We start from the raw sequence: 25,696 nt of genomic DNA on the forward strand, positions 1-25,696 counted from the left end.
GAAAACTTGATATCTTGCAACTGAGCCTGGGTTACCTAACCTTATTGTTTCCTAAGCATCACTTCTAAGTGGTAGCATAATTCGTCAACAAGAGCAGTGAACTTGTTCAAATCCTTCCCCCATAAATGTTGATTACCTAGAAAGGTCTCAACCAATTGTTTAAGTGAAATTTCTTCTGCCTCATAACGAAGCCACTGTTCTCTAAAAAATTCAATTGTTTTTACATCATCTTTTACAACATACTCTTTACCACCAAAGCTTTCCCCTACATAATTCCCTTTCACTTTCTGTACCTTATAAAATCTGATCAGACCAGCAAATGCTCGTACAACGCAAACAGGCAACCTATCTTTCTTCTCAAAATAATCTTCTATAGTCGGCAGAAGACGAACCTTAAACTTCGATACACTATTCAATGAAATGTCGGCCAGACGATGATGAACAAAAGGATTCATAAAACGCTCCATAACGCTTTCTCCATATATTATCATCTCATTACGATCAAATGGTAATGAGGGAATTATTTCCTCATTAATTGCTTGTCGCAGAAATTGATTAAAATCAGGGTGATCGATTACCTGTTTCACTTCTTCCAATCCAGATAATATACCCAGAGGAGCCATTAACGTATGTGAGCCATTTAGAATACGTATCTTCCTCATTTGATAAGGAACTAAATCCTTTACCCAATGCACGTTTAAGCCTGATTGTTTCAAAGGAAGACGCTGGTCAAAAGAAGGGTCACCTTCTATAGCCCATAAATGATACGGCTCAGCTGTATTTAATAAAGAATCCTCATATTCCCACGATGCAAATAATTCATCCGCCTCTTTAGCAGGAAATCCTGTTACAATACGATCTACAAGGGAGTTAAGGAACAGATTATTTTGGTCTACCCAATCCATAAATGACTTCGGTAATTCCCAGTCCCTACTGTGCTGAAGGACACATTGCTTCAACATATCACCATTTCTCTCCAAAAGCTCACATGGTAACATAATGAGACCTTTTTCTGTTTCTCCGTTAAAATATAAATATCGCTGATATAAAAATGCTGTTAGTCTCCCCGGAAAAGATTCAATCGGTACTCCCTCTTCCCAAGGAATATGCTGGTATTTTAGCCCAGCCTCTGTCGTGTTAGAGACTATAAATTCCAATGTAGGGTTTTGGGACAACGCCAAAAACTCGTCCCATTCTTCATACGGATCAATTGCCTTCGAAAAAACGGAGATAATCTCTTTATTATCTACTTTCTCCCCATTCTTAAATCCCCGTATCATCAACGTATATAATCCATCTTGTTGCTTCAATTTCTCTATTTTTCCTTTTCCAGTGGGGCGAGGCTGGGTAACGACAATACTTCCCTGGAAATGCCCTTGTTTATTACATTCAGAAATCATCCAATCAAAGAAGCCACGCAGAAAATTCCCCTCTCCAATTTGCAGCACTTTTACTGGGTAATCCTGCATCATATGTCCAATTTGCACAGCTCCTGTTTCTTTACTTAGGCTCTTCACATGACTTTGATTTTTATTCATGATTATAAACTCCCTTTCATAACAGAAAATTTCTCTCTACAGAAGATGAACAAAGCAACCACATCACACGGTTGCTTTTATTAGGCATGAAACCATCGTTTAAATTTCAACAATAGCCTTAATGACTTTAGCATCTGGAGTTAACCATCCTTCAAACTGTTGGATCATTTCATCCAAATGCGTACGGTGTGAAATATACAAACTTAAATCCACTCCACCATTTTTCACCGTATTCACTACATAATCAAAATCTTCTCGAGTAGCATTTCGGCTTCCCATTAGGGTAAGCTCTTTGCTATGGAAGTCAGGGTCATTAAAGGAAATATCAGACTTCACTAAACCTACATAGATCAGTCTTCCTCCGTGAGCAGGGTATTTAAACGCCTCCATCATCGACTTCGCATTACCAGTTGCGTCAAATACAACGGTAGGCATTTCTCCATTTGTCAACTCGGCTAATTTCTCTAATGGTTGATCCAAAACGTTCAACGAATAATCTGCCTTTGCCCATTTACCAGCAAACGCAAGGCGCTCATTGTTTACATCCATTGCAATTACTTTCGCTCCTTGTTCTTTAGCAAATGCCATAACTCCTAATCCTATTGGACCTGCACCAATAACGAGTGCAAACTCCCCTTCTTGAATCGCAGCACGTCTAACCGCGTGAGCCCCTATACTTAAAGGCTCTATCATAGCTGATTGATCAAGGGTAAGCCCTTCAGTTTTCACTAAATGATCATAAGGAACCGTAATCCATTCACGCATTCCACCTTCCATATGTACACCCAACACTTTCATACTCGTACAGCAGTTCGTTTTTCTGTTTTTACAAGCAATACATTTTCCACACTCCATATATGGAATGATCGAGACCTGATCACCAATTTTTAGTCCCGATGCATTCTCAGGGATGGATTCAATATGCCCAGATAGTTCATGACCAAGTATCCGTGGATAGCTAAAAAATGGTTGATTACCTCCATAGGCATGAATGTCCGTTCCACATATTCCAATGCGCTTCACACGAATTAAAGCTTCTCCTGAGTTTGGAACAGGTTGTTCAGCCTCTATCATTTTAAATTGATAAGGTTGCTCACAGACTATACTTTTCACAAAATAACACTCCTTTTTTTATATTTTTAATCTACTTAAAAGATGAGAAAATTACCTATTTTAAAGAATGACTCCCTCTTTAAAAATACTTATCTCCCTATAGCCGAATTTTTCATTATTGGTTTTCTTTTCACCAGATGCAAGCTCAAGAATGTAACGGAATAAATCATGCTTTAATTTATCTATGTTTTGACCTTCAATTAACTGTCCCGCATTATAATCAATCCAATGCTTTTTGCGTTTGGCTAAATCTGAGTTTGTCGCTATTTTCACAGTTGGCACCGGGCCGCCAAATGGTGTTCCTCTTCCTGTGGTAAATAGAACGATATGAGCCCCTGATGCTGCCAAAGCCGTAACCGATATCAAGTCATTACCAGGAGCATTGACCAAATTCAGTCCATGTTTAACTACTCGTTTGCCATATGGATTGACATCTACAACCGTAGCATGACCGCCTTTTTGCGTACATCCAAGTGATTTTTCCTCCAGTGTACTAATACCACCTTCTTTATTTCCCGGTGAGGGATTTTCATAAATTTCCTGATCATGCCGAATGAAATATTGTTTAAAATCATTAATAAGATGAACGATTTTATTAAATGTTTCTTCATCTTTTGCCCGGTTCATTAATATAGTTTCCGCTCCAAACATCTCTGGAACCTCTGTCAAAATTGTTGTCCCACCATTTTCAACAATAAGATCGGATACCGCTCCAACTAATGGATTGGCGGTAATACCTGAAAAACCATCAGATCCTCCACACTTTAATCCTATTTTCAACTTTGAAACCGGTATCGGCTGACGTTCAAATTGTTCCGCGTATCCCACTAATTCTTCCAATAATCGTAAGCCGCACTCTAATTCGTCATTAACCTCTTGGGCTTTGAGAAATTTAATACGATTCGGGGGATACTCGCCAATGACTTCTTTAAATGCTTCAATTTGATTATTCTCACATCCTAATCCCACAACCAACACTCCGGCTGCATTCGGGTGTTGAGCCAAGGATGCTAATAGCTTCTGTGTATTAGTCAAGTCATCCCCTAATTGAGAACAACCGTAGGGATGAGGAAAGTGATGAATTCCATCAATTTGTCGCTCCTTAAACTGCTCATTGCCCATTTTAGCAAGCACTTCACATGTTTTATTGATACAACCAACCGTATTGATAATCCATATTTCATTACGGATGCCCACATCCCCGTTTTCACGAATATATCCTTGGAATGTATGTTTTGAGTCTTCGACTTCTGTATTTTGAATGCTTGGTTGATAGGAATATTCCAATATCCCCTGCAAACCGGATCCTAGGTTATGAGTATGAACCCACTCCCCAGCATCCAGATCTTTTTTGGCTTTCCCAATCGAGTAGCCAAACTTAAGAACATCTGCCCCCTGCTTTACCGGGTTTACTAATATCTTATGTCCTTTCGGAATATCATCACGAGCCTTTATATTGATAATTTCATTGTCTCCCGATTGAATTTGAAGGCTCTCCCCTTTTCGGATCTCATGCAAGGAAATAACCACATCATCTTTTGAATGCAATTGAACAATCTTATTCATTTTGTCCCCTCCTATTTTGAGTGTTGGCGTACAACACCTAAACGGTAATTACTATTAGAAAACCCTTTCATTTTCAAGCATGAATTTATTTCCTTATGAATCTATTATCATTTTAACATCAAGAATTGAAATATAAATTGCATTTTTTGATATATATATACTCATTTTTGTTGTAATATACAATCAGGTGATGAGCGAAATGAAAAAATATCAAAAAGTGTCCAATCATGATTTACTGTTCCCTTTATCTTTTGTCTATCAAGATACTAAAAGTCCTCAGAAAGAACTATCTGATCATATGCATGATTATTATGAAATTGTTTATGTTTATAGCGGTAATGGGACCTTTTTTGTCGGTGATGTGTTTTATGATATGCAACAAGGAGATGTATTCCTAATCCCTAACGATACGATTCATAGAGCAATGCCGAATAAGGACGACCCTGTTACTTCTACGATTATCTTTTTCAGCCCCACATTAATATATAAGGACATTGTTGATGATTCTTTTTCATATTTAAATTTGTTTGACCTGACAAAAAAGAGTAAGAATTATAAAATATCCTTACCACCAAAGAAACAGGTAAAAATGGAAGAACAGCTTCTACACATTTATCAAGAAACATCAGAAAATGCATTAGGCGCAAGGCATGCCACTTTGCTGATTGTTCACCAGATTATGCTTGATTTATGCCGTATACGAATAAATAACGAACAGGATATGTCGGAGACTAATACCTATAGTTCAGTATGGATTAAAGATATTTTGGCATATATTAATGACCATTTAAGTGAACCATTAACCTTGACGATACTTGCTAATAAATCCTTGGTCAGTCCCTCTCATTTCAGTAGAGTCTTTAAAGAAACAACTGGAATCGGGTTAATCGTGTATCTGAATACGAAAAGAGTCATTAAAGCAAAGGAACTGTTATTGGAAACGAATCACACAGTTTCGCATATTGCTGAAATGTGTGGTTTCGAAAGTATGCCCCATTTTCATCGTATCTTCAAAAAATACAATGATAGGACTCCAGCTAATTTTCGAAAAGCACACCATAAATCTTAGATTCAGAAAAATTGAGTAGGTGCATGATGATTCATACAGCTCCCTCGAACTCGTACAGATTACCGCATAATTCCTTATTTGGATAAAATATAAGCTAACTAAACTTTCGATATTGTGTAGTTGCAAAAATATGTATCCTATTAAAATAGAAGTGTCCCCCCATAGATAATTCCATTGGGGGGACACTTCTATTTTATTAATCTATTACGCGGGTTTAACTATCGGACGTACAAAGCGAATTACTGCAAGCGATGCAACAATAGCTAATCCACCTGCAAGCAAGAAAGCTACTGTGTATGTGCCTGATGTATCAACAATGTATCCTGTTAAAGTTGGTCCGATAATTCCTGCTGTATTTGCTAAGAAATGCATAAAACCACCAACTGATCCAACGTTATCTGGGTCTACGACATCATTAATAATCGCCCAGTATATTGCACCTGTTAAATATAGGAAGAACACAGAAAGTGCAACTAGAGTTACTGCACTTAATGTTGTCGATACAAGGCCGGCAAATCCGATACAAACAGCCGATAAGAACAAACAAGTAACAAGCACGAGCTTACGTGAGAATAAAACGCCTTTTTGTGCGAACTTTTTAAAGAAGAAATCCGACACGAAACCTCCCAAAGCAAGACCAATAAACCCAAATATCCACGGAATTACTGTGATGATACTCATATTTTCTACGCTTAGTCCGCGTGCATTTACCAAATAGCTTGGGAACCATGTTAAGAAAAAGAATAAGATATAGTTGTACGAAAAAAATGCAAGTGCTGTAAATAATACAGTTTTTTGTTTTAAATAGAAGGTGAATTTCAATTTTCCTTCCGATGCTGCTGCTACATATTCTTTTCCCATATTTTCCTGTTCAGTTGACTCTTCTGGTTTTTCTTTAGCAAATTTCCACCAGCAAACAGCCCATATAAGACCAATCACCATGATAGCAATAAATGAAACTCTCCAACCATATGAGATTGCTATAAAGCCAACAATCGGTCCTGCAATGGCTCCACCAAGTGGTGTCCCGCTATTAGTCAAACCAACAACAGATGCCCGTTGATTAGAAGGAAACCAGTTATTTACCATTTTATTAATTGTTGAGGAGAGTGGACCTTCACCCATCCCGAACAAAATACGAATAACAATCATACTGACAAACCCGACAGCCAGTACAAGTGCACCACTGAATATAGACCAAACAATCATAGCAACGAAAAGTGTCAGCTTCGCACCATATTTATCGGATGCCATTCCTCCAAGAAAGTTAAATATCGCATATCCTACAGAAAAACTACTAAAAATAATCCCCATCTGTGTCGCTGTTAACGATAAATCATCTTGAATAAACGGCGCTGCTATAGACAATGCAGAACGGTCTAAATAATTTATTACACCTGCTAAGAACAAGAAAAGAATGATCATTCCTCTACCTTTTGTAAACATAAAGAACCCCCCTAGATGTTTCAATAAATGTAAAAGTACCTTTGAAAACGTTTCCAATTTATAACCAAGAACCAAAACATATAAAATAAACCCCTAAAAAACATGAAAAAGTAAATCGGTTTAGTAAACTCTAAAAAAGCGCTTTCTTTTTTACTTAAAATCTTGCGTCTAGCAAGAATTTCTTGACAGCAAATTCGGTTTCAAACGATGCACGCTTGTGTCTTCTTTTCCAGTTTTATTTATCTGCCTAAGCAATAACTCTGCTGCCTGATTTGCCATTTCAATTGCTGGCTGATTAACCGTTGTTATAGTCGGTGTATAGAAGTTAGCGTACGGGACTTCATCAATTCCAATAACCGCAACATCCTCAGGAATATTCATATCGTGTTTTTTCATATATCGCAAAATTTCATTAAGTACGATATCATTTCCTGCTAATATGGCTTGAGGCGGTTTTTTTAATTCGAAAAATTCTGAAAGTGCATTCGGGATTTCTTCTGCATTCACTGTTTTAATATAATCTGCATTGAATTGTATTCCATGTGACGCGAGTGTATCTTTGTACCCTTGGATACGTTCAATTCGAGGACTGATATTATGGACTATAGAAGTGGTTATGATTGCAATTTTTTCATAACCTTTTTCTACAAACCGATCAACCGCTAACTTTGACGCAAGATGATTATCAAGCATAACAGTCGCAATATTTAATTCTTCTATCGTCCGATCCATAAATACAATTGGAAACTGATCACTCTTCATACGTTTATATAAATCAAGATTGTCCCCTGTGGGGAAAATGATGATTCCATCAACTTGCTTTGCTCTTAGCATTTCAATATAATTCTTTTCCTTCTCAGGATTATCATCTGCATTACATACAATAATATGAAACCCTTGTTTATAAAAGTAGTTTTCTATTGCACGTATAATTTGTGTGGAAAACGTGTGAAGAATATTGGCAACCACTACTCCAACCGTAAAAGTCGATTTTTGTTTTAAACTGCGCGCTATAATATTAGGTTGATAGTTCAACTCTTCAATAGTCTCTTCAATTTTTTTTCTAGTTTTTTCACTCATGTACTCGTATCGCTTATTCAAGTATTGGGAAACAGTGCTTTTCGATACTTTCGCATTTTTGGCGACATCAGTAATTGTAATAGTTTTCATTTCATTCATTCCTGTCTCGTGTTTTCATTTCTGTGCTTATCACCATTTAACAAAGTGGTTTATGATATATAAGAAATATTCTATTATATTAAGAACAGCTTTACAATCACCTTCTGTTATACCGAAAATGCACATCCCAATACCATCCCATAATCAGTGAGCTATCATAAAAAGACCAGTCGCCTGCATGGCTTCTTTATTTTAAAAAAAGAAATTTGTTCACACTCCTGAGTAGGCCATGAAACCGCCATCAACTGGCACCGTAATTCCTGTGACAAAACCCGAATAGGATTCATCAACAAGCCAAAGCAATGTACCAAGCAAATCTTCAGGTTGCCCAAAGCGTTTCATAGGTGTTGCTGTAATAATTTTATTGGACCTTGCCGTAAGACTACCATCTTCATTAAGCAAAAGGTCTCGATTTTGCTTCGTCAGAAAGAAACCTGGTGCAATAGCATTCACACGTAAGCCCTCTTCAGCAAAATGAACAGCCATCCACATTGTAAAGTTATTTATCGAAGCTTTGGCAGCACTATATGCTGGTACTTTAGTCATTGGAGCGTAAGAGCTCATGGAAGAAATATTTAATATAACTGGTGCTTCCACTTGTAATAACGCTTTCCCAAAAACCTGACTCGCCAAAAATGTACCTGTGAAATTACTGGCAAAAACTTGAGAAAAACCATTTTCATCTAAATCGAAAAATGACTTTCCATCTACATCTTCCCCATATTTCTCTGGAGCTGTAATGGCATCAGGGTGATTGCCTCCAGCACCATTTATTAATAGGTCCACTCGTCCGAACTTTTCCAGTATTTTCTCTCTTGCATTCTCTAATGAGATTCTATCCAAAACGTCTGTCGCGATGGATATTGCAGTTCCGCCTGTTTGGCCAATGATATCGACTATCTGTTGTCCTTTTTCAGCCGTTCTGTTCAATATAGCTATTTTGACACCATGACGGGCTAACTCTACAGCCATTTTGGAACACAATACACCACTGCCGCCGGTGATTACTGCCACCCTATTTGTTAAGTTTTCGTGGATAGGCATCATGATTGCTTACCAACTTTGGAGGCTTCATATGCATCCCACAATCCAAGTAAATACATAATACCTAATGCCCTGTCGTATAATCCGTAACCTGGGCGACAAACCTCTCCCCAAATGTGACGGCCGTGGTCAGGTCTTACATAGCCAGTATAATTTTGCTTGTTCAATTCTTCTACAACACCCTGCACATTAATGGATCCATCCTGTGTATAATGCGATGTTTCCACAAAGTCACCGTTTTCATAAATTTTCACATTACGGATATGCGAGAAAGGAGCACGGTAAGCATACTTTTTAGCTACTTGTACCATATCATTTTCAGGGTTCGCACCCATCGAGCCTGTACACATCGTAAACGCATTCGATGTCGAATCCGAAATGGCGATTAGTTTTTCATAACTTGATTCTCCCGTGATGATTCGTGGCAAGCCAAAAATGGACCATGGTGGATCATCCGGATGTATCGCCATTTTAATGCCGCATGCCTCGGCAACAGGTAATATTTCCTTAAGGAAAATTTCTAAATTCGCCCATAGCTGATCTTCATCTATACTTTTATATGCTTCGAATAATTCAGAAATCTGCTCCATCTTTTCTGGTTCCCAACCAGGCAATGTTAAATCTGAAGCTTCTGCTACCGTACGAATTAACTCTTGTGGATCTAACGTATCTACTTTTGCTTTTTCATAAAATAATGCAGTTGAACCATCTTCTAATGGATGGAACATTTCTGTTCGAGTCCAATCAAAAATCGGCATAAAATTATAACAAATGACTTTTACGCCAGCCTCTGAAAGGTTACGGATCGTCTCTTTGTATTTCTCGATATACATCATACGATCTTCATTTCCTAATTTAATCGATTCATGAACATTTACACTTTCAACAACATCTGTGTGAAAACCAAATGATTGGATATACTCAATTTCTTTTTTAATTTCTTCTTTTCCCCATACCTCACCAACAGGTTTTTGGTGCAATGCCCAGACAATCCCCTTAACTCCAGGGATTTGTTTAACCTGCTCCAATGTAACGGTATCATTGTCTTTCCCATACCATCTAAATGTAATATTCATTGTGCACCCCCATTATTCTGCAATTTTCTGCATGTATTCTCTACTTAATTCAACTACGGCTTCATAGCCACCGCTTCTATAGGCTTTGTTTAAGTCACTACCAATTCCTGCAGCTACTGCACCTGCATTCAGCCAGTCCTTCATATTGTCCAAATTAATTCCGCCGGTAGGCATAATCCTTACATTAGGTAGCGGACCATTAACGGACTTGATGAAAGAAGGTTCAAAGTGGTTTGCCGGAAATAGTTTCAGAACATCACAACCTGCTTCAAGTGCTGTAGCCATTTCTCGAATTGTCATACAACCAGGCATATATGGAATGCCATATCGATTACAAAGGATAGCAACTTCTTCAACAAAATAGGGACTTACAATAAAACTGGCACCAGCTAAAATGGCATGGCGAGCTGTTTCAGAATCCAATACCGAACCTGCTCCTATAAGTGCATCTGTATTTTGCAGTTCCTTGAAAGCTTCTTCAATTCGTGGTGTTGTATAAGTCAATTCGATTGACCGTATACCACCTTCAACAGCTGCTTTAGACAGTTGTGCCGCTTCCTCTGCATCCTGTCCCCGGATAACAGCTACAACTTTCGTTTCTGTTATTTGGTGAATTATTGAATGTTTATCCATTACGTCAACCCCCTTAATTAAATACGATGATCGCTTTTCGAACCTGTTCTGGATGGTTTTCAACAAAATTAAATGCCTCTTGGACATCATCAAGGGAAAATGTATGTGTAACTAAACCTTCATGTCGTAGATTACCTTCATTTAACAGTTTCACTACTTTTGGGAACTGGTTGGTTTGCAATCTAGAACCTTTCACCGAAACTTCCTTTTTAGTGATTGGAAGCTGGGAAACCGCTGCAGTTCGCTCATCAAAACCTAGCACGACTATCCGTCCTGCAGTAGAAACTACTTCAAAGGACAATTCAAAAGTCATGGGCAAACATACGGCATCAATGACAACATTGGCACCTTCGCCATTCGTCCATTCCTGTACACGCTTTTGAACATCTTCACTGCCCGCATGAACAGTAATATCAGCGCCATTTACTTTAGCAAAAGCCAAGCGCTCATCACTTAAATCCGTGATCATTACCGATGCCCCTTGAAGCTTGGCCATCTTTAATATACAAATCCCAATAGGACCTGCTCCTTGGATAAGTACTGTGTCCCCTTTCTCTACTTCTCCTCTCCAAACCGCTTGTGCACCGATTGTATAAGGTTCAGCTAATACTATTTCTTCCCAAGCTAAAGCGGAATCCACAACATGTAGTTGTTTTTCGGGAAGAACACACCATTCCCTCATCCCACCATCTTCATGTACACCAAAAACAGACAATGTTTCGCATACATTTTGGCGACCTTTACGGCAAGCATAACACTCTCCACAATAACTGATAGGCTCAATAACCACGTGGTCTCCCACTTTAATACCTGTGACATCTTGACCAATCTCCACAACTTCTCCAGCTACCTCATGCCCTACAACTCGGGGCAATGTAGCAAGAGGATTTGTACCATGGTAGATATGCATATCTGATCCACAAATCCCGACTCTTTTAACTTTAACAAGGACATCTGTTGAGTTCGAAATCTCGGGTTTTTCTACTTCTTGAATAACAAGTTCATGTGCTTTTCGTACTTGAACCGCTTTCATTTCTCCACCTACTTTGTAAGAAATTCATACACACTCGACGCTATCGTAATACCTTGTACTAGGTTTCTTTCTTCATGAAGCTGTTCTATTTCACCCGGTACATATACTCGGTCGAACCCTGGAGCTGGTTGAACCTGTTGAAGCTCTTCTATCATCCGATCCATCTGCTCCAAAAACAGGTCAGAATCAGTGAAGAACGAAGGATTAATTACACAGAAATAGTGACCAAGCTTTCTTTTCTTTTCAAGATCATCATACATTTTTCCAATGTGTGGACCAAATGCCGCACCTGCTAATAATCCAGAAAACACATCCACTATGACAGATAACCCATAGCCTTTTGGACCTCCAAAAGTGGAAAGGGAAACGACTTTGTTTGGATCTGTGACAGTAGCTCCATTTTCATCGACTCCCCAGCCTTCAGGGATTGCCTTTCCTTCTTCTCGTGCTTGAAGGATTTTGCCCAATGCTACATTGGATGTCGCCATGTCTAGGATAAAGGGTTTCTTTGTCTTTGTAGGTACTCCATAAGCAATAGGGTTTGTTCCAAGAAACGATGTCTTACCTCCAAAAGGAACCACGATTTTATCTGTATGTGACATCGCAATCCCGATTAGTTTTGCATCCGTAGCTTTTTGAACGAAATAGCTTAATGCTCCGCAATGGCTACTATTTACAACAGTCACCATACCCACTCCATTGTTACGAGCCATTTCGATTGCATGATCCATAGCTACTTCCCCGATAACATGCCCAAATCCATCATCCCCATCAACTACTCCCGTTACAGGTCCGCTCGATTGAAAGGAAATCTGCGCATCAGGGTTAATTCCTCCTGCCTGTAAACGGTTTATATAATGCTCTGTCCGCAATACCCCATGGGAATTCACATTTCTAAGGTCAGCATGGACCAATACCTCTGCGATTTTCCCTGCATGCCCTTCACCTAAACCCGCTTCTGTTAACTTCTTAATAACTAGTTGTTTAGCTTCCTCTGCTTGTATTGTTACTGTTGTCATTTTCTCCCCCCTACTCTACATTTGTATGTTTCGCTCTTAATGTATCGTTTGTTTGACCCTCTGATAAACTATCTTTAATTGCATTGATTGACGGTAGACATGCTCCTTCTCCACCTTATCTTTCAATAACAGCTTCATTCTGTATGAAAGGCCATACCTCTTCCAAATAGGGTAACCCCTCATTATCTCCCGAAACAGTCGTTACAAGAGCTCCAACGCCATTTGCGAATTCCAATCGTTCTTCGATAGATAAACCATGAAGATATCCGTATATATAGCCGGCATCAAAGCCATCTCCCGCACCAACAGTGTCTATCGGGGTAACAGGGAATGCTTCTTTTTTATGCCAAACACTATTTGTATATAGTTTTGAGCCATGTTCCCCGTCCTTGATGACAAGCTGATCTATATTATTTACATTTGCGAATTCCGCCAATGATTCTTCAGAGTCAATCCCGATAATCAATCGTATTTCGTCTAGACCTGTTAGCAAAATATCAACAGATGGAAAAACTTCTAAATAAACAGATCTCGCTTCTTCGATAGACCATAGCTTTAGGCGGATATTCGGATCAAATGAGACAGGGATATCTTTTTGTTTAGCGATTTCTATAACCCTCTTAGCAATATCTACATTTTTAGGATCTATAGCCAAAAAAACACCAGTAAGATGGACAAGGTCAATATCTTCAAACATCCGATCTGTGATATCTTCCGGTTTTAGAGTTAATATGGGTGACTGATAGCGATAATAAAAAGTCTTTCCGGAACCATCCTCTCGAATTTCTTTGAAATTTAGGGATGTTGGATAACCATTTACAAAGGCAACATCACTCATATCCACCCCTTCCCCACGTGCGAAATTATAAATAACACGACCAAACTCATCCTTACCCAAACGGCTTAACCACTTTGCCCTCATACCAAGCCGAGCACAACCAATGGCAAAATTCAGTTCAGCCCCTCCTACTTTTCGCTCAAATCTGTTCACGAATCTTAAAGGCCCAGTTTCTTCTGGGTTTAACGTAATCATGGCGTCACCCAGTGTTAAAACACCAAATTTTGATGACAATACAGTACCTCCTTTTTTCGAACATTCACAAATAAAAGGTAATATATTTGATCATATCCAACATTTCCTTTTAAGGTAAATCGATTTAGTAATTTACTAAACCGGTTTGGTAAATCATAAGGAAATTGTAATTGAAAACCCTACCAAAAACAATAGAAAAATTTAATAATTTGTAATTTTATTTCTATTCGTGAATTTTCCACACCATTAAACCCTACATATTACCAAATAAACCTACATATCCCTAAGAATCTCTACATAAAAAGTTTAGTTCAATACTTTTCACTCCTCTTGGTAACTCTGCCAGAGGATCCATATGGATTTATTTTGGGATAATCTGAACAGGACAACTTAAGTTAGTATGTTTTAACACACTATCATTTCCATAATCTATAATCTTTTAACCATTCTCCCTTCACCACACATGTACTACATAGGTTCTAATTGATTAGCAGTTTCGATTTTCCCCTTCCCCCTTTTAGTATTATCAAAATTTACTTTTTTGCTATTAATTTGGGGATAGTTGTATAATATATCAATTGTTAAATTTGTTTGAAAGGTTGTTTTGAATGAGCTATTTAAAAATCTACATCTTACTTATCGGAATCATGATTACTTGGGGGTTAAACGTTTCTGTTATTAAAATTTTAGTTGAACATACCCAACCTGTGACAATTACCTCTTTAAGAATTTTTGCGGCTTCTTTAATAGTTTCCCTTATCCTCTACTTTCTTGGTCTAATACGTCTCCCTAAAAAAAACGAACTTTTTTACGTTTTCGGAGGCGCCCTTTTAAGTGTGGTTTTTCATCATTATTTTTTAGCGGAAGGGTTAACAAAAACGTCAGCTACAAATGCTGGATTGATTTTGGGAATGGGGCCAATTTTGACAGTCATATTATCAATGATATTTTTCCGTAAAAAGCCGACCATTATCCGATTTCTTGGTTTTGTTTGTGGTGCTCTTGGTGTGAGTTTTACCGTTTTGGCAGGAAGTGGTGGTATTCATTCTATTAATCTGGGAGATGTGGATATCTTACTCTCCATTCTTTCACAAGCGTTAAGTTTTATTTTAATTAATCAAGCTTCAAAAACAATGGATCCACGCTTATTAACCGGCTATATGATGTTAATAGGATCTTTTATTCTTTTCGCCATCAGCTTATGGAAGGAACCAGATGGCTTAGCATTACTCGCTTCTGCTCCACCTTCCATATGGGTAGCTTTCATTTTCTCAGCAGTGATTGCCACGGCACTTGGGCATCTGGGCTATAATTACGCCATTGGTAAGGTTGGTGCGGCCGAATCCTCTATATTTCTTAATTTAAACACCTTATTTTCTTTAGTCGGGGCAGCCATTTTTCTTAATGAAGCCATTGTTCCTGCACATTTCTTGGGTCTTATCTTCATTATTTCAGGAGTCCTGCTTGGATCGGGGGCATTAGAAATATGGATTCTTCAGAGAAAAAATAAAGGTATATCTGCATAGTTGCAATCAACTTAGATTGAAGATGTTGCTAGTCTATAATCCTTGAACAGACTTCGAACTTATACAAGAGGGGTCTGGGGGCTAACCTTATATATTGAGAGACCATTAACCTTCCAAAATAGTACAATAATAAAGTACATATATTGAAAGTTAATGGTCTCAAAATGTTTAATTCACCTTTACGTATTTTGTCCCCTCGACACTTAATATTTATTGCGGATTCATTCAGCAGGTAATTTCAATAATTTTTAATCTGAGGAAAATATACTGATTTTTGAGCCATCCTTCATTTACAAACCTTCTGGAAATATAACTTCATTTCAATAATATCCGTATTTTTTTGTTTTTGTAATTTAATTTCAACATCATAATTTTATTAGGATTCTAAAACGGGTTAAGCAAATACATAACTGTCTTTCTACTAAAATATAAATATTCGCCAGATATAACACATTTGAAGATTATCTGCCTAACCATCCACCATCAATAGATAATAAATGACCATGAACATAACCTGCTGCCTCCGAAGCTAAGAATACAACAGCCCCCTTAAAATCTTCCGAGTTTCCCCAGCGCCCCGCTGGAATTCGTTCAAGTATTTGCCTGTTTCTTGCAGCATCATTGATTAGAGCCTCATTCATATCTGTAGCTATATAACCTGGAACAATGGCATTTACATTCACATTGTATTGTGCCCATTCATTAGACAACGCTTTTGTTAGCTGTGCTACTCCGCCTTTTGCTGCTGCATACGCTGGGACGGTTAATCCCCCTTGAAAAGAGAGCAGAGAGGCCATATTAATAATCTTCCCTTTTCTTTGTGGTACCATATAGCGACCTGCCATCTGACATAAAAGCCAAACTGTTTTTAAATTCACCTGGATCACATCATCCCAATCGGATTCTGGAAAATCGACTGAAGGTGAGCGGCGCTGAATACCAGCATTATTAACTAAAATATCAATCTTTCCAAAATGCGCGACGACACTAGGAATTGCTTCCTTTACTTGATTTAAATCTTCTAAATCACAGGGAATAATCAAGCATTTTCTTCCTAATTTTTCAATTTCGTACTTTACATCAACTTGTTCAACCGAACGCTGAAGTAGTGCAATGTTTGCACCCGCTTCTGCTAATGCTATAGCCATAGAACGTCCTATTCCTCTAGTAGCCCCTGTCACCGCTGCAACTTTTCCCTCTAATCCAAATAAATTAACTACCATATCTTCACCTCTTTCGTTTAATCCGGCCAAATAATATCTTTAAAGATACATCCGGGATCTCCATTAATCCAAAATCCTGCACAATTTCTTCAAGCGGCAATTTCACTGAACTGAATGGCCTCAATCATTCCTTTTCCTATTAAGGGAATAGGCTTTTCAAAGTCCCCCCGACTGTAGCATCTTGTCGTCGTTCTGAACTCATGGCACATAGCACGAGGGGCTTTTGCTATTGGGGGCTTTCCAAAATAAATCACCGACGAGAAAACATCTTTACCTTGATGAGGGCTTCCCAGTAATGTTGTGTACTTATCGACAATCTTAATAAATAAATATAAAAAGAGACTGCCTGGACGTTACCGACAGTCTGTACTACCCTGGTTTCCTTTTTAAAGAGAAAACATGTTACTCATGCTCATGATCGTGCCTGATATTCTGACGGTATGTAAAAAAACAGCTTAGTCCAAATATTACTAGCCTAATACAAGGCAGGAACAGAGTACAAGTATGGCCGAATCCCCAATACACGCCCGTAAGTGTGGACCGCAATATTTTTTTCTTATTGCCTGCTGTAGTTGCCTCTGCAATAACATTCTCCGGTACTAACGCATGTTTTTTCCCTAATAAGAATCCAATGTAAGAATCGACACAAGACTCAATTTTCTTTCTCCTCCCCAAGACACTTCCATACTTCTTCATACACTTGTTTAAGTGGTATATTGTTCTCAACAGCAATTTTCCGACAGTCCTCAAATTCAGGTGCTTGTTGCACGAGCTGCCCGCCATATACCCCTTTCTTTACCGTTACCGCGCCCCATAGTGAATGTACTTTGGAAAATGAGCGTTCAAGCCTGTGCACCGTAAGCGGATAGTAGCGGATACCAAGAGTCGTTGTTTCAGCAAATAATATCTTTTTCATTTCGGGAATCATCTGTTGTGAACAGAGAAGCTGCAACAATACTCCCGGTCGATTTTTTTTCATAAAAATCGGCGTATAAAAAACATCATTTGCCCCTGATTCAAACAGCAAATCCATTACATAGCCTAGCCATTCACCGGAAATATCATCTAGATTAACTTCCATTTTGATCATTTGGTCATCGATATGCTCGTGATCAGGTGGGTGGTTCATTGCATCTCTCCTATGATAATGCGAAGGACGTTCGGATGATTTTTAAATGTTTTTGTTCCCGCACCATAGCCGATTGATTTGACAGTCATGGTCGGGAGCGGACAAAATGATTCTGCTAAAACAGCTGCGATTGCAGCCCCTGTGGGCGTAGCCAATTCCGATCGAATATCGCTTGCGGCAATCGGTACACCTTTTAATATTTCCAGTGTAGCAGGTGCAGGAACCGGGTATATACCGTGATCAATATGAATATGTCCAGACCCCGTTGGGATGGCTGATGAAAGTACCGATTGAATACCGAGTTGATTGATTAAAATTGCTGTTCCAATTATATCTATAATCGAATCAACCGCTCCTACTTCGTGAAAGTGAACTTTCTCGAGGGGAAGCCCGTGGATGTGCCCTTCAGCTTCACCAATCTTCTTAAAAATAGCAAGTGACATGTTCTTAACCGATGCATTAAAGTTAGCCTCATTGATTATCTCGACAATTTGTTTGTACGTGCGGTGATCATGATGATGATGGTGTTCATGGCTATTACTGTTGGAGTGACTATGCTCATTGTGATCAAGAATTTGACTTTGCTCGTGATCATGGCTATGGTCGTTGGAGTGACTATGTTCGTGATGGTGATGGTGTTCATGACTATGGATGTGTTCATGAAGGCGCTCCGGTTTTCTGGAAAGAATGACATCAAATTTTGTACTGGCAATACCATTTTTAACAACTTTTTCCCAGGACAGAGTATATTCTTCTTCAATATTTAGCTTTTTTAACTCTTCTTCCATTTGAAAAGGATCGGCACCTGCATCAATCAAAGCACCAATTACCATGTCGCCGCTTATGCCAGAAAAACAGTCAAAATATAATGTCCTCATCATTGACCTCCTTTTTATGTACGAGTTTGTAAATGAGCGCTGCGTTGTATGCCGCACCAAATCCATTATCAATGTTGACAACGCTTACACCTGATGCGCATGAATTGAGCATCGATAAAAGTGCCGATAATCCGTTGAAATTCGCACCATAGCCAACACTTGTTGGCACAGCAATAATCGGATTCATGACAAGGCCTCCTAGCACGCTCGGAAGCGCTCCCTCCATTCCCGCGACGCATACCGAAACAGTCGCATTTCGTATTTCGTCTATATTATCAAGAAGTCGGTGCAGCCCTGCGACACCCACATCGTAAATACGCCTGACTGGAATACCTAAAGTTTCGGCCGTGACGGCTGCTTCTTCCGCAACGGGCAAGTCCGATGTCCCAGCACACACAATCGCGATATATGAACCATTAGTTTTCTTCTTTTCTTTAACCCATGCGAGTGTCCGTGCAATCTCGTTGTACTCAAATTCCCCACATTCTTTTTGTACAAATAACGCTTTTTCTCGAGAAATACGTGTCACTAGTACAGAATCATTCCTAGCCCGTAACGATTGAACAATCGTTAAAATTTGTTCTGCTGTTTTCCCTTCTCCAAATACAATTTCGGGAAAGCCTTGTCTTTTTTTACGATGATGATCAATTTTTACAAACCCTAAATTTTCATAGGATGCAAGTTTTGTTTTTGCTTCCGCTGCTGTCAATGTACCATTTTGTACCTGCTCTAGAATATCGTCAATCATACCATTTCTTCCTTTTTAAGCGCTAAATTCATACTCCCGCTTGTATAGCCCGTGAGATCCAAAGAGACATATTTATAACCAAATTGCTTCAGACGTTTCGTAATTAAAACGTGATATTCAAGCACAAGTGGCATATCAGCAGGATCTACTTCTATACGGGCGGTATCCTCATGGGTCCGAACACGCACCTGGTGAATATCTAATGATTTTAAATAAGCCTCTGACTTATCTACTTTCGTCAATTTTTCTTTCGTAATGATTTCGCCGTAGGCTATACGTGATGATAGGCAGGCAAATGATGGTTTATCCCAAGTTGGTAAACCTACTTCTTTAGACAACACTCTTATTTCTTCTTTGAATAAATTCGCTTCTTGAAGAGGTCCCCGGATGCCTTTTTCTTTTGCTGCTTTCATGCCTGGACGAAATTCATTCGCATCATCGGCAATAACCCCATAAATAATATTATTAAATTCATAATCTTCAAGAATAGGAAGCAAGTGGTCAAATAAACTACTTTTACAAAAGTAACAGCGATTTTGGTTATTTTCTGTATATCCTGGAATGGCTAACTCTGATGTTTGAATGACACGATGGCTGGCACCGATCCATTTTGAGAGCATAATGGCTTCTTCCAGCTCGCTCGACGGATAAGTTTCCGAATCCGCTGTAATGGCTAACACGTTGTCATATCCCAAAGTATCAATTGCAACTTTAAGCAAAAATGTGCTGTCTACCCCTCCTGAAAATGCGACCACAACAGTCTCCATCTTTACAAGAATATCCTGAAGTTTTTTGTATTTTTCTTGTATCATGCCAAATTGTTCTCCTTTCTTGATAAAATAATACTAATTTTATCCTCCTGTACTGCTAACAGGAACACCTGTAAGTGCCACATAAAGATTGAACAGAGGCTCTACAGGGATTTTTTTAAGTTGCCAATGACAAAATAGAGAAGGTGGAAATGGCTCCAGTTTTTTTTACGTTTTATTTCATCCCTATTTCCCTATAAAGCCCCGCGTATTAGCTTCGGTTTACTCTAATTATTTTGTACAATAGCAGAGAATTTTTTTGCCGTTTCTTCCAGTTCAGTGTAATCTTCCTCTGAAAGCAATTTCTTTGGGTTGATTAAAGAACTGCCGATTCCCGCTGCGACGGCACCTGCCTTTAAAAAGGAAGCGAGGTTATCCAAATTAACACCGCCAGTCGGCATTAGAGGGATGTGAGGCAGCGGACCTTTAAGATTTTTAAAGTAACCAACCCCAAGTGCATCTGCCGGAAATACTTTAATAACGTCGGCTCCATGCTCGTAAGCTGTCAAAATTTCAGTTGGTGTAAGCGCACCGGGGATGCTAATAATGCCATAGCGCTTTGCCATTTTAATCGTTTCAATATTGACGGTTGGCGAAAAGATAAATTCCGCTCCAGCCATGATGACCGAACGAGCCGTTTCTGGATCCAATACTGTACCGGCACCCACTATGATATCATCGCCGAACTCCTCTTTTACTTTATCAATTAACTCGCAAACTTTGGGTGTTTCTACTGTTATTTCGAGTGTTCGGATTCCACCTTTATTCAGGGCTCTGGCGATTGGTACAATTTGATCGGGACGTGCACCACGAATAACGGCGACTAACTTTCCTTGTTTCAGCTCTACTAGTTTAGTCATTCTTTTCCACCTTTCTACCTAGTCACATCTTCTGCTCCGCCACTCATAAATAAATCGAGGTCGTCACGTATCGGCAAACCCTCTACATCGCCATTTACCATCGTTACCATTGCTCCCATGGCATTTCCGCGCCGTGCAGCTTCTTCTAACGCCAGTCCATCAAGAAGGCCGGAGAGTACACCAGATGCAAAAGCGTCCCCAGCACCGATTGGGTCTACGACACGATCTACAAAAAATCCTGGTACGTGTGTTTTCGGTACAGACGGGGATGAAATTAGAGAACCTTCTTTGCCCAATTTCAGCAAAACTGTTTCGACTCCGAGTTCATGAAAATGATCGATAAACTGCTCCGGTGTGTAGGAACCGAATAAAAATTCAGCTTCTGCCACACCCGGCATGACGATATCACTTTCCGATGCGTATTTTGTAATGAAGTGACGTGCTTCATTTTCATCCGCCCATATTTTCAACCGAATATTCGGATCGAAGACGATTTTTGTTCCGGTTTCCTTGGCAATGCGGATCGCTTTGTCTATGAGCAACTGGCACGACTCACCAAGTGCAGGAGTAATACCGGTAATGTGTAAGTAAACGGCGTCTTGAATCACATGTTCCGCCAGTAATTCTGCTGTCATTTTGCTAGCCGCCGAATCTTTACGGTAGTAATAGACTCGCGTATCATTTAGCCGCCTGAATTCTTTGAAAAAGACTCCGGTCGGCGCATTAGCATCTCGTGTTACATATGAGACATCGACACCTTCACCGCGAATAAACGAGTGCATCGCATCGCCAAATTCATCCTCACCGAGACGGCTTATCCAGCGTGACCTGTGACCGAGACGGCTTAACCCGATCGCGACATTGGATTCCGCACCGCCGAACTTCATTGAAAAAGAGCGGGCGTGGCGAAGGGGTCCTTCTTCATTCGGGGTAAATACTGTCATCGTTTCTCCGATTGTTACAACATCCATATCATCAACTTCTTTCTCTCATGTTAGGCTTTAACGTGATTAGAAAGCGTACCGATTCTTTCAATACTGACGTTCATCCGGTCACCGTTTTTCAACCAGACTTTCGGATTACGTCCCATTCCAACGCCAGGTGGTGTACCAGTTGCAATCAAATCACCTGGCTTTAGCGTCATGGACTGTGATAAAAATGAGATGATTTGCGGAACGGTAAAAATTAAGTTACTTGTATTGGAATCCTGCATCATTTCTCCGTTTAATTCAAGGGAAATCGCCAGCTCATGGGGATCACCCACTTCATCATGTGTAACGACAACAGGACCTATTGGCGCAAATGTGTCCGCCGTTTTGCCGCGTGACCACTGGCCATCCTGAAATTGCAAATCCCGCGCGCTAATGTCATTCATAATTGTATAGCCAAAGACGTAGTCATTCGCCTCTTCTTCTGACACATTTTTCGCTTTTTTTCCAATGACAATCGCAAGCTCTGCTTCAAAATCGACTTCTTTTGAATTAATTGGGATTTCAATAACATCATTTTGACCGACAATCGCATTCGCATATTTTGAAAAAATGACCGGTGAAGCCGGCGGCTCCATCCCAGTTTCCGTGCAATGATCTATATAGTTCAGCCCGACGCAAATGATTTTTTCCGGCTGTGCGATCGGTGGGAGGAATTTTACTTCTGATAGTGAGAATTTTGCATCGTCATTACCCCGTTGCTCGATTAACTGTTCAGCACGTTTACGCAACTCGCTTCCTCGTTCTATAAACGTTTTCATACAAGCAGGAAAATCATCTGGACCGAGTGCCGTTAAACTTATGATTTGATCATCTTGTACGATGCCGATATGATGGTCGGATTTTACCGAAAAAGATGCTATTTTCATATTTTTATCCTTTCTTACGTCAACGCGTATGGTGTTTTTTCGCCGTTTAAGACCTGAACGATATTTTTCGCTGCTTTTTGACGAAGTTCAATCATCGCTTCCTCAGAATACCAGGCGCTGTGCGGTGTGATGATGACATTGTCCATTTTGAGAAGCGGGCTATCGATGCTGACCGGCTCATCTTCTGTAACATCAAGTGCGGCACCTGCAATTATCCCTTTTTCAAGTGCTTCAGCGAGTGCTTTTTCATCGATTATCGGCCCACGAGCTGTGTTAATGATGACCGCGTTTCTTTTCATTTGTTTTAAGCGCTCCTCATTGATCAGATGAAACGTATCATCAATTAGCGGTACATGTACTGACAAATAATCAGCTTCACTAATAATTTCTTCGAGATTCATTTTTTGAACGCCGACGGCTGCCATATCTTCTGCCGATACGAATGGATCGTATGCAGCCGTTTTAAAGCCGAGCGGTTTCACCTTTTCCACGAAACGACGCGGAATACGACCAAAACCAAGAACCCCAACCGTTTGCTCGTTAAAACGATGAATCGGCACACAAGCTTTAAAGTCCCAGTTACCTTTTTTTACCTCATTGTTTAACAGCGTCACTTTGCGCGCCCATGAAAGCAAAAGCGCCAATGCATGGTTCGAAACTTCTTCCATACCATAATCAGGTACATTGGCAACAGTAATCCCCTTTTCTTTCGCCGCATCGAGATCAATTGTATTGACCCCGACACCGTAGCGGGATATGATTTTCGTGTTTTCAAGTGATCCAATGACACGGCGTGAGACAGGAGCATATTGATTTAAAATCGCATCCACTTCTTTTGCCAACTCAATAACTTCTTCTTCTGTTTTGCATTGCGCTTTTATGAAATCAATGTCCAATCCGCTTTCTTTAAAAACGTCTTCTTCATATTGCAAATGCTCAAATTCATAATCCGTTAATAATATTTTAAAGGCCATTTAGACTCCACTCCCACATATGGTATTAAACCCCTTTAGGTCAGGGGGATTCCTCCCGTTTCAGGTGAAAATCATTTATTTCGCAGCTGCTTTTTCGACTTTCGCAATTCCGAGGCCTTCCGCACCAAGTTTCGATGTTTTCGCTTCTGGATAATATCGTTCAATCATTTGAATTCCAATTGCGGCACGGCGTACACGTTCATGTGCAAGTGAGATGTTCGTACTCTCCCATTGTTTCCCAGATGGGTATACATCAGGGTGATTACGAAGACCAAATTTGATGTAAACTGGCGCCAATACACGGATAATTTCCGGTATTTCATAATAGCGCAAAAAGCCGCCAAATGTATCCGGTACCTCGACATACAAATCAATTGGAATGTCTATTGCTAGACGAATCGCTGCAAGTTTAGAAAGCGTCAATGCAGGTGGCACGTTGTACGTATTCGCTCCGATGTCTTCCATTAATTTAACGGATACTGGATTGGCTGACCCCATTTGGACCGAAACTTTTACAACAAAATCTTCCGGCAACTGTCGGTGCTTTTTCATTTCTTTCGTTATAAGAAGAAGTCCTTCATCTGCAACTAACGCACCCCGTAGACCAAGAGCTGCTCCTCTTTTCAAATCTTCCATTGCATAAACAAGCTGGTCAGCACCTTCATGGCGTATCCCCTGTGATTTGCCCCCAGGTGTAAGCGGTCCCGCACTGACATCCCATGAACCTCGGGGACCGACAAACAAACTAAGCTCCATTCCACGTTCTGCTGTCATTTCACACATTTCTTTAATTTCTTCATCCGTTTGTAGCATGATGCCGCTTCCTTGAGATATTCTGTGAATCGTTAAGCCTAAGCGGTCAATTTCTTTCAATGTTTCTTTTAGTGCAACTGGACCTTCTACACTTGGAAGCTCAATGCGGTATTGCGCCCCGTCTGGAAATGTTTTCGTTGATGTCGGAAGTTCTTTAAGATCAGTTGATGGGTAGCCTAATTGCTCGAGCAAGTCGCGTGATTCTTTCATTATTGGACACCTTCTTTCATATCAATATTTTTTAAAAGAGCCGTTACTTTGTCACGCAAATCAGCCGGGAATACATCACACGGAGCACGGTGTCCAGCGGATACGTCAAACCAGCGCTGATGAACGGCTTCTTTCATGGCAGTAAAAAATGTCGGTCCGTACGTGTAGATATCCATCAGCTTTGAAATCATTTGATGATTTTTCTGTGCTTTTTCCAGATCACCTTTTTGATATGAATTATATAAATCAACGGATATTTCAGGTGCAAAAACAGCGCTTCCGTTAATGCTACCCGCTGCACCAATCATTTGAGCTGGAAGTAAATGCTCATCAAATGCAGAAAAGACACGGAAATCACTGCGAACTTTTTTCACTTCGGTCAGGACTTGCCGCAGGTGGCCGAAATCACTGACTGTTTCTTTAATACCGGCAATATTTGAATGATCTACTACTAATCTTTTAATCAATTCTACCGATATATTTTGTCCTGTTAAAAGTGGAATGTTATAAATGAACACTTGTAGATTTGTGTGATCAGCTACGCTGGAATAATAACGGTATAATTGTTCGTCAGACAGTTTCCAGTAATATGGGTTGACTACAAGAACCCCATCAGCTCCATGCTCTTCTGCATAAGAAGTTAATTCATGTACCTCTTTTAATGCGGTATGTCCAACGCCAACCATAACCGGCACTCGACCGTTAATGTGCTTAATCATTTCGCGTACGTATAGCTTTCGTTCTTCTGTTGTAAGTGATGAGAACTCACCTGAACTTCCCATCAATAAAATACCGTCAATATTCCGTGAAATTATTTGATCCATATAGCTTCTGTTCAGCTCTATATCTAAATTTCCCGCTTCGTCAAAAAGAGTGACTACCGGCGGAATGATTCCATGAAAATTCATTGTTTTGACCT

24 protein-coding genes are annotated in these 25,696 nt (G+C 39.7%); 2 read left to right on the top strand and 22 right to left on the bottom strand.

All coding sequences use genetic code 11. The annotated features are described in order from the left end of the window. Positions 1-41 precede the first annotated feature (41 nt). From RE409_RS15910 to RE409_RS15920, 3 genes are all read right to left on the bottom strand, one after another. Positions 42-1,538, bottom strand: a complete 1,497-nt coding sequence (locus tag RE409_RS15910; RefSeq protein WP_201224149.1) for a tagaturonate reductase — start codon at positions 1,536-1,538, stop codon at positions 42-44. 99 nt (positions 1,539-1,637) lie between these two features. Beyond that, positions 1,638-2,651, bottom strand: coding sequence for a zinc-binding alcohol dehydrogenase family protein (locus RE409_RS15915; RefSeq protein WP_201185226.1), 1,014 nt, complete (start codon positions 2,649-2,651; stop codon positions 1,638-1,640). Positions 2,652-2,711: 60 nt separating this feature from the next. Beyond that, complete coding sequence (locus RE409_RS15920; protein WP_309557803.1) at positions 2,712-4,217, bottom strand: UxaA family hydrolase; 1,506 nt, start codon at positions 4,215-4,217, stop codon at positions 2,712-2,714. Positions 4,218-4,416: 199 nt separating this feature from the next. Here RE409_RS15920 and RE409_RS15925 point away from each other — a divergent pair, with 199 nt between their 5' ends. Next, positions 4,417-5,286 carry a helix-turn-helix domain-containing protein gene (locus RE409_RS15925; RefSeq protein WP_309557804.1) on the top strand — a complete coding sequence of 290 codons (870 nt, stop codon included), beginning with the start codon at positions 4,417-4,419 and terminating at the stop codon, positions 5,284-5,286. A gap of 204 nt (positions 5,287-5,490) precedes the next feature. Here the strand turns inward: RE409_RS15925 and RE409_RS15930 are convergent, their stop codons facing one another. From RE409_RS15930 to RE409_RS15965, 8 genes are all read right to left on the bottom strand, one after another. Further along, positions 5,491-6,732, bottom strand: a complete 1,242-nt coding sequence (locus RE409_RS15930) for an MFS transporter (protein ID WP_201185232.1) — start codon at positions 6,730-6,732, stop codon at positions 5,491-5,493. Positions 6,733-6,900: 168 nt separating this feature from the next. Next, positions 6,901-7,902, bottom strand: a complete 1,002-nt coding sequence (locus tag RE409_RS15935) for a LacI family DNA-binding transcriptional regulator (protein ID WP_309557805.1) — start codon at positions 7,900-7,902, stop codon at positions 6,901-6,903. 219 nt (positions 7,903-8,121) lie between these two features. Beyond that, complete coding sequence (locus RE409_RS15940; protein ID WP_201185236.1) at positions 8,122-8,958, bottom strand: SDR family oxidoreductase; 837 nt, start codon at positions 8,956-8,958, stop codon at positions 8,122-8,124. Next, complete coding sequence (gene uxuA / locus RE409_RS15945) at positions 8,955-10,031, bottom strand: mannonate dehydratase (RefSeq protein WP_201185238.1); 1,077 nt, start codon at positions 10,029-10,031, stop codon at positions 8,955-8,957. The genes RE409_RS15940 and uxuA overlap by 4 nt, the downstream gene beginning before the upstream one ends. A gap of 12 nt (positions 10,032-10,043) precedes the next feature. Next, positions 10,044-10,664 carry a bifunctional 2-keto-4-hydroxyglutarate aldolase/2-keto-3-deoxy-6-phosphogluconate aldolase gene (locus RE409_RS15950; RefSeq protein WP_201185240.1) on the bottom strand — a complete coding sequence of 207 codons (621 nt, stop codon included), beginning with the start codon at positions 10,662-10,664 and terminating at the stop codon, positions 10,044-10,046. A 13-nt stretch (positions 10,665-10,677) separates the two neighbouring features. Then, positions 10,678-11,697 (bottom strand): zinc-binding alcohol dehydrogenase family protein, encoded by a 1,020-nt coding sequence (locus RE409_RS15955; protein WP_201185242.1) that lies wholly within the window; start codon positions 11,695-11,697, stop codon positions 10,678-10,680. 8 nt (positions 11,698-11,705) lie between these two features. Beyond that, complete coding sequence (gene allD / locus RE409_RS15960; RefSeq protein ID WP_201185244.1) at positions 11,706-12,716, bottom strand: ureidoglycolate dehydrogenase; 1,011 nt, start codon at positions 12,714-12,716, stop codon at positions 11,706-11,708. Positions 12,717-12,831: 115 nt separating this feature from the next. Continuing rightward, positions 12,832-13,788: a sugar kinase gene (locus RE409_RS15965; RefSeq protein WP_201185245.1), complete on the bottom strand. Its 957-nt coding sequence runs from the start codon at positions 13,786-13,788 to the stop codon at positions 12,832-12,834. A 569-nt stretch (positions 13,789-14,357) separates the two neighbouring features. Here RE409_RS15965 and RE409_RS15970 point away from each other — a divergent pair. After that, complete coding sequence (locus RE409_RS15970) at positions 14,358-15,275, top strand: DMT family transporter (RefSeq protein ID WP_201185246.1); 918 nt, start codon at positions 14,358-14,360, stop codon at positions 15,273-15,275. Positions 15,276-15,736: 461 nt separating this feature from the next. Here RE409_RS15970 and RE409_RS15975 read toward each other — a convergent pair whose 3' ends face one another. The 11 genes from RE409_RS15975 to RE409_RS16025 form a co-directional block, all read right to left on the bottom strand. Continuing rightward, positions 15,737-16,498 carry an SDR family oxidoreductase gene (locus RE409_RS15975; protein ID WP_201185247.1) on the bottom strand — a complete coding sequence of 254 codons (762 nt, stop codon included), beginning with the start codon at positions 16,496-16,498 and terminating at the stop codon, positions 15,737-15,739. A 652-nt stretch (positions 16,499-17,150) separates the two neighbouring features. Continuing rightward, positions 17,151-17,627, bottom strand: coding sequence for a nickel pincer cofactor biosynthesis protein LarC2 (gene larC, locus RE409_RS15980; protein ID WP_098176427.1), 477 nt, complete (start codon positions 17,625-17,627; stop codon positions 17,151-17,153). Next, the gene (locus tag RE409_RS15985; protein WP_201224141.1) at positions 17,624-18,505 is read right to left on the bottom strand and encodes a nickel pincer cofactor biosynthesis protein LarC; all 882 of its coding nucleotides are present in this window, start codon (positions 18,503-18,505) and stop codon (positions 17,624-17,626) included. The genes larC and RE409_RS15985 overlap by 4 nt, the downstream gene beginning before the upstream one ends. After that, a complete protein-coding gene (gene larB, locus RE409_RS15990; RefSeq protein WP_056520512.1) occupies positions 18,486-19,253 on the bottom strand; it encodes a nickel pincer cofactor biosynthesis protein LarB in 768 nt (255 codons plus the stop codon). Before larB ends, RE409_RS15985 begins: the two co-directional genes overlap by 20 nt. Next, positions 19,250-20,065 carry an ATP-dependent sacrificial sulfur transferase LarE gene (gene larE / locus RE409_RS15995; protein ID WP_053346436.1) on the bottom strand — a complete coding sequence of 272 codons (816 nt, stop codon included), beginning with the start codon at positions 20,063-20,065 and terminating at the stop codon, positions 19,250-19,252. The genes larB and larE overlap by 4 nt, the downstream gene beginning before the upstream one ends. A 224-nt stretch (positions 20,066-20,289) precedes the next feature. Continuing rightward, positions 20,290-20,922, bottom strand: coding sequence for a bifunctional 4-hydroxy-2-oxoglutarate aldolase/2-dehydro-3-deoxy-phosphogluconate aldolase (locus RE409_RS16000; protein WP_201224137.1), 633 nt, complete (start codon positions 20,920-20,922; stop codon positions 20,290-20,292). Positions 20,923-20,936: 14 nt separating this feature from the next. Then, entirely contained in the window at positions 20,937-21,893 is a 957-nt protein-coding gene (locus RE409_RS16005; protein WP_201224135.1) for a sugar kinase, read from the bottom strand. A gap of 23 nt (positions 21,894-21,916) precedes the next feature. Then, positions 21,917-22,780 carry a fumarylacetoacetate hydrolase family protein gene (locus tag RE409_RS16010; protein ID WP_201185258.1) on the bottom strand — a complete coding sequence of 288 codons (864 nt, stop codon included), beginning with the start codon at positions 22,778-22,780 and terminating at the stop codon, positions 21,917-21,919. A gap of 14 nt (positions 22,781-22,794) precedes the next feature. Then, the gene (locus RE409_RS16015; protein ID WP_201185259.1) at positions 22,795-23,754 is read right to left on the bottom strand and encodes a C-terminal binding protein; all 960 of its coding nucleotides are present in this window, start codon (positions 23,752-23,754) and stop codon (positions 22,795-22,797) included. A gap of 75 nt (positions 23,755-23,829) precedes the next feature. Beyond that, positions 23,830-24,777, bottom strand: coding sequence for a U32 family peptidase (locus tag RE409_RS16020; protein ID WP_201253624.1), 948 nt, complete (start codon positions 24,775-24,777; stop codon positions 23,830-23,832). Then, complete coding sequence (locus RE409_RS16025; RefSeq protein ID WP_201185261.1) at positions 24,777-25,685, bottom strand: dihydrodipicolinate synthase family protein; 909 nt, start codon at positions 25,683-25,685, stop codon at positions 24,777-24,779. The genes RE409_RS16020 and RE409_RS16025 overlap by 1 nt, the downstream gene beginning before the upstream one ends. Positions 25,686-25,696 lie beyond the last annotated feature (11 nt).

The organism is Peribacillus sp. R9-11, from assembly GCF_031345095.1.
GTDB classification, from domain to species: Bacteria; Bacillota; Bacilli; order Bacillales; family DSM-1321; genus Peribacillus; species Peribacillus butanolivorans.

Excerpts from the sequence above, each read along its gene's own strand:
- larE (WP_053346436.1), bottom strand. The coding sequence starts at position 20,065 with ATGATACAAGAAAAATACAAAAAACTTCAGGATATTCTTGTAAAGATG.
- RE409_RS16025 (WP_201185261.1), bottom strand. The coding sequence starts at position 25,685 with ATGAATTTTCATGGAATCATTCCGCCGGTAGTCACTCTTTTTGACGAA.
- RE409_RS15955 (WP_201185242.1), bottom strand. The coding sequence starts at position 11,697 with ATGAAAGCGGTTCAAGTACGAAAAGCACATGAACTTGTTATTCAAGAA.
- allD (WP_201185244.1), bottom strand. The coding sequence starts at position 12,716 with ATGACAACAGTAACAATACAAGCAGAGGAAGCTAAACAACTAGTTATT.
- larB (WP_056520512.1), bottom strand. The coding sequence starts at position 19,253 with ATGATTGACGATATTCTAGAGCAGGTACAAAATGGTACATTGACAGCA.
- RE409_RS16020 (WP_201253624.1), bottom strand. The coding sequence starts at position 24,777 with ATGAAAGAATCACGCGACTTGCTCGAGCAATTAGGCTACCCATCAACT.
- uxuA (WP_201185238.1), bottom strand. The coding sequence starts at position 10,031 with ATGAATATTACATTTAGATGGTATGGGAAAGACAATGATACCGTTACA.
- RE409_RS15935 (WP_309557805.1), bottom strand. The coding sequence starts at position 7,902 with ATGAAAACTATTACAATTACTGATGTCGCCAAAAATGCGAAAGTATCG.
- RE409_RS15930 (WP_201185232.1), bottom strand. The coding sequence starts at position 6,732 with ATGTTTACAAAAGGTAGAGGAATGATCATTCTTTTCTTGTTCTTAGCA.
- RE409_RS15910 (WP_201224149.1), bottom strand. The coding sequence starts at position 1,538 with ATGAATAAAAATCAAAGTCATGTGAAGAGCCTAAGTAAAGAAACAGGA.
- RE409_RS16015 (WP_201185259.1), bottom strand. The coding sequence starts at position 23,754 with ATGGCCTTTAAAATATTATTAACGGATTATGAATTTGAGCATTTGCAA.
- larC (WP_098176427.1), bottom strand. The coding sequence starts at position 17,627 with ATGAACCACCCACCTGATCACGAGCATATCGATGACCAAATGATCAAA.
- RE409_RS15970 (WP_201185246.1), top strand. The coding sequence starts at position 14,358 with ATGAGCTATTTAAAAATCTACATCTTACTTATCGGAATCATGATTACT.
- RE409_RS16000 (WP_201224137.1), bottom strand. The coding sequence starts at position 20,922 with ATGACTAAACTAGTAGAGCTGAAACAAGGAAAGTTAGTCGCCGTTATT.
- RE409_RS15985 (WP_201224141.1), bottom strand. The coding sequence starts at position 18,505 with ATGAGGACATTATATTTTGACTGTTTTTCTGGCATAAGCGGCGACATG.
- RE409_RS15950 (WP_201185240.1), bottom strand. The coding sequence starts at position 10,664 with ATGGATAAACATTCAATAATTCACCAAATAACAGAAACGAAAGTTGTA.
- RE409_RS15925 (WP_309557804.1), top strand. The coding sequence starts at position 4,417 with ATGAAAAAATATCAAAAAGTGTCCAATCATGATTTACTGTTCCCTTTA.
- RE409_RS15975 (WP_201185247.1), bottom strand. The coding sequence starts at position 16,498 with ATGGTAGTTAATTTATTTGGATTAGAGGGAAAAGTTGCAGCGGTGACA.
- RE409_RS15940 (WP_201185236.1), bottom strand. The coding sequence starts at position 8,958 with ATGATGCCTATCCACGAAAACTTAACAAATAGGGTGGCAGTAATCACC.
- RE409_RS16005 (WP_201224135.1), bottom strand. The coding sequence starts at position 21,893 with ATGGATGTTGTAACAATCGGAGAAACGATGACAGTATTTACCCCGAAT.
- RE409_RS16010 (WP_201185258.1), bottom strand. The coding sequence starts at position 22,780 with ATGAAAATAGCATCTTTTTCGGTAAAATCCGACCATCATATCGGCATC.
- RE409_RS15920 (WP_309557803.1), bottom strand. The coding sequence starts at position 4,217 with ATGAATAAGATTGTTCAATTGCATTCAAAAGATGATGTGGTTATTTCC.